The 942-nt window shown below is 49.3% G+C and carries 1 protein-coding gene; it reads right to left on the minus strand.

The window, feature by feature from the left end:
- The coding region (locus R7Z49_RS23850; RefSeq protein WP_318112199.1) for a glycoside hydrolase domain-containing protein at positions 1-942 on the minus strand (942 nt) is incomplete at both ends.

Below are 942 nucleotides of genomic sequence, written 5' to 3' on the forward strand. Positions count from 1 at the left end.
TGTAATCGATGTGCTTGGTTAAAGTGCGATCCAATACGCCTTGATCCCAATCTGCTTGCAATGCAGGGTAGTTGTCGTAAGTCGAAGAGTCGATCGCGGCTTTCAGCGCCAGCTCTTTCTCTTGTTGAGTAAACTCTTCTGGGAATTTGGTCATCGCATCCGCAATCACAGCTACCGCTGGGTAGCCAACCATGGTGCCTGTTTCGTCACCTAAGTGCTCCCATTTCGGTAGTAAGCCGCTTTCAGTGTACTTCTGAACTAGGTTCTTCGCGTATTGCACCGCGCGGGTTGGTTCTGTGATGGTTTTTAGTGGGTGTAATGCACGTTGGGTATCCCATAAAGAGTAAACCGAAAAGTTTGGTTGCTCTTCTGTTGCTTGACCGTAAGCGATGGAGTATTCCCCTTCGCCTTCACGAATTGAGCCTTTGCCCATGCCACGGAATCGACCGTCTACATCTTGATGCACCATCGGCGCAATCTTGGTGTGGTAAAGCGCAGTGTAGAAGATCTCTTTCTGATCTTCCGTGCCCCCTTCAATTGAGAAGTTGAGTGCTTTTGCCCATTTCTCACGCGCGTTGTTACGTGCAGTATAGAAAGAGACATTCGCTTCGGCATCGTAGTTGTTTTCCGCGCCTTGTGGGTCAACCGCAGACAACGCCACTTGCGCATTCAACTCTTGTGAGCCTTCATCTTCAAATTCGATGTAGGCAGTGACGTCCGCTTTGACACGCTTAACTGGATTACCTTGGTCATCGTAAATCAATTCAGAAACGTGCTCTGCCGTTAGGCCGTCAACAGGCTTACCATTGGCAAGGATGTAGACGTCTTTGATCTTCTTATCGAAAGTCGCATAGAAGAAGATTTTTTGGTTTTTCGCCCAGCCAGAGAAGTGCGCTGCATCGCGCTCGCCTGTGATGGTATGACCGTCTTCGCTCACCGTCA

It is taken from the genome of Vibrio sp. 1562 (genome assembly GCF_033340155.1).
In the GTDB taxonomy this organism is placed as follows: Bacteria; Pseudomonadota; Gammaproteobacteria; order Enterobacterales; family Vibrionaceae; genus Vibrio; species Vibrio alginolyticus.